At 63.5% G+C, this 2,260-nt stretch carries 3 protein-coding genes; all 3 read left to right on the forward strand.

From position 1 onward, the window contains the following. On the forward strand, positions 1 to 555 hold a 555-nt coding region (locus ABYB95_RS21945), incomplete at its 5' end, for an aldehyde dehydrogenase family protein (protein ID WP_372661966.1). Positions 556 to 580: 25 nt separating this feature from the next. Next, positions 581 to 1,342, forward strand: coding sequence for an SDR family oxidoreductase (locus ABYB95_RS21950; protein WP_372661969.1), 762 nt, complete (start codon positions 581 to 583; stop codon positions 1,340 to 1,342). A 498-nt stretch (positions 1,343 to 1,840) separates the two neighbouring features. After that, the coding region (locus tag ABYB95_RS21955; protein ID WP_372661972.1) for a hypothetical protein at positions 1,841 to 2,260 on the forward strand (420 nt) is incomplete at its 3' end.

The following is a 2,260-nucleotide window of genomic DNA, read 5'->3' on the forward strand; positions in this document are numbered from 1 at the left end:
GAAGCGGTGTTGCAGCGCGTGGGTGAAGCCTTTTCGGCCTTGCGCGCCGGCGCACCGAGGATGGACCTGGACCTGGGCCCGCTGATCCGCCAGTCACAGCTGGAGCGCGTGAACGGTTTTCTGGACGATGCCCGCAAGTCGGGCATCACCACCGTGGCCCAGGGGCAGATCGCTGAAGGGGTGCACGCCGGGGGCTTCTACGCGCCACCGACCCTGTTGCGCGATGTGCCGGTAGACCACCGCCTGGCCCAGGAAGAGGTGTTCGGCCCGGTGCTGGCCGCCATGGCATTTGACGACGAAGACCACGCGGTGCAGCTCGCCAATGCCACGTCGTTCGGGTTGGTCGCCGGAGTCTGGACGCGCGAAGGGGCGCGCCAGTTCCGCATGGCCCGGCGCGTGAAGGCCGGTCAGGTCTTCATCAACAACTACGGCGCCGGCGGTGGCGTCGAGTTGCCGTTTGGCGGCGTGAAGTCCAGCGGCTATGGCCGCGAAAAAGGTTTCGAAGCTTTGTACGGCTTCACCACCCTGAAAACCGTGGCCATCCGGCACGGTTGATTTCCCAATCCCTGGAGACAACAACATGCGCATTCAGAACAAATCCATCATCGTGACCGGCGCCGGCGGCGGCATTGGCGAAGGCATTGCCAAGCGGCTGGCCGAAGAGGGCGCGTGGGTGCTGGTCAACGACGTCAACGCCGAAGGCGGCGAGCGCGTGGTCGCCGAGATCGTCGCGAATGGCGGCAAAGCCTCGTTTTTTGCCGCCGACGTCACCCGTTCCGCCGACATGAAGGCCCTGGTGGACGCGGCGGTCGCGCGCCATGGCAAGCTCGACGCCATGGTCAACAACGCGGGCTGGACGCACCGCAACCAACCCGCCCTGGACGTGAGCGAAGACGAATTCGACCGCTGCTACGCGGTCAACGTCAAAAGCATTTACCTGGCCACGGTGCACGCGGTGCCCGCCTTGCGTCTGAACGGCGGCGGCAGCTTTGTGAACATCGCCTCCACCGCCGGTGTGCGGCCCCGCCCTGGGCTCACTTGGTACAACGGCTCCAAAGGCGCGGTGATCACGACATCCAAGTCGCTGGCGGCCGAATTGGGGCCGGACAACATCCGGGTCAACTGCATCAATCCGGTCATGAACCCGTCCACCGGCCTGGGCGCGTCTTTCGCCGGAGGTGAATTGACCGAGGAGCGGCTCACCAAGTTCCGTTCCACCATCCCCTTGGGGCGCTTCTCCACCGCACAGGACGTGGGCAACGCCGTGTTGTACCTGGTCAGCGACGAAGCCGAGTTCATCTCCGGCGTCTGCCTGGAAGTGGACGGCGCACGCTGCGTCTGAACGACGGCGCTGCCGACGACTGAGCGGGTTTCTGAGGAGTGCCCTCCGGAGCGTGTCGCGTCGGGCGTTCACACAGGCGTCTGGCGCCAAGTTTTAGCGTGCAACCCATGTCACGCCATTCGAATTTTGGTTAGTTTGTGGGTGCTTACATTACCCGGCGATGGATCGCGCACCCGGTAGCTTGGCCTGCGCGGAGCGAATCCTGTGGCGCGTGAGAGGCCGTCAAGCACCACGGCAGGCCCTCCCACGCGCCCGGTCGCCTAACAAATCGTTGCATTTCTGGCAAAAAATGTGCGGTTTTGCGTCCTTGCCCCCGTCCAAAAGCTGGGATGACAACATAAAACCATAGAATATTCGGAGTAGTACTTGTTGCCTAAGGCAGGTAGGTGCACTTTCATTCCAATATAAATAGAAGCGGCTGAAACCATGCTGGTGTTGTCAGGTTCCTTTTTGCTGCGGGCTTCAACTTCTTGGGTTAGGCAACTGCAAAGTCTGTCGATGATGGTGCTGGTGGCACTGATGCTGCTGGTTGCACCATTTGCGCAGGCCCAGACCTCGGTCACCAACATCGCCACCGTGGCCCCACCGTCGGGCTACACCAACACCAATCCGTCCACCTCTTGCACCACGCCTGCTGGCGTGTGTTCTGCGGCCGACACCGATCCCGTCACCCCCAGCGCCGACCTGAGCCTGGTCAAGACCAGCGTGAACCCCAACGTGGCGGTGGGCCAGACGGTGACCTTCACCCTGAGCATCAGCAACGCGGGCCCAAGCCCGGTGGCGGGTGCGACCTTCACCGACGTGGTGCCGGCCAACTTCACGGCCGTCTCGGTGGGCAGCTTCACCGGCTCGATCACGGCCAGCGTGACGGGCAACACCGTCAACGGCACGACCAGCCTGGCCTCGGGTGGCAGTGCC

The sequence above is a fragment of the Hydrogenophaga sp. genome (assembly GCF_041633695.1).
Classification (GTDB): Bacteria; Pseudomonadota; Gammaproteobacteria; order Burkholderiales; family Burkholderiaceae_C; genus Hydrogenophaga.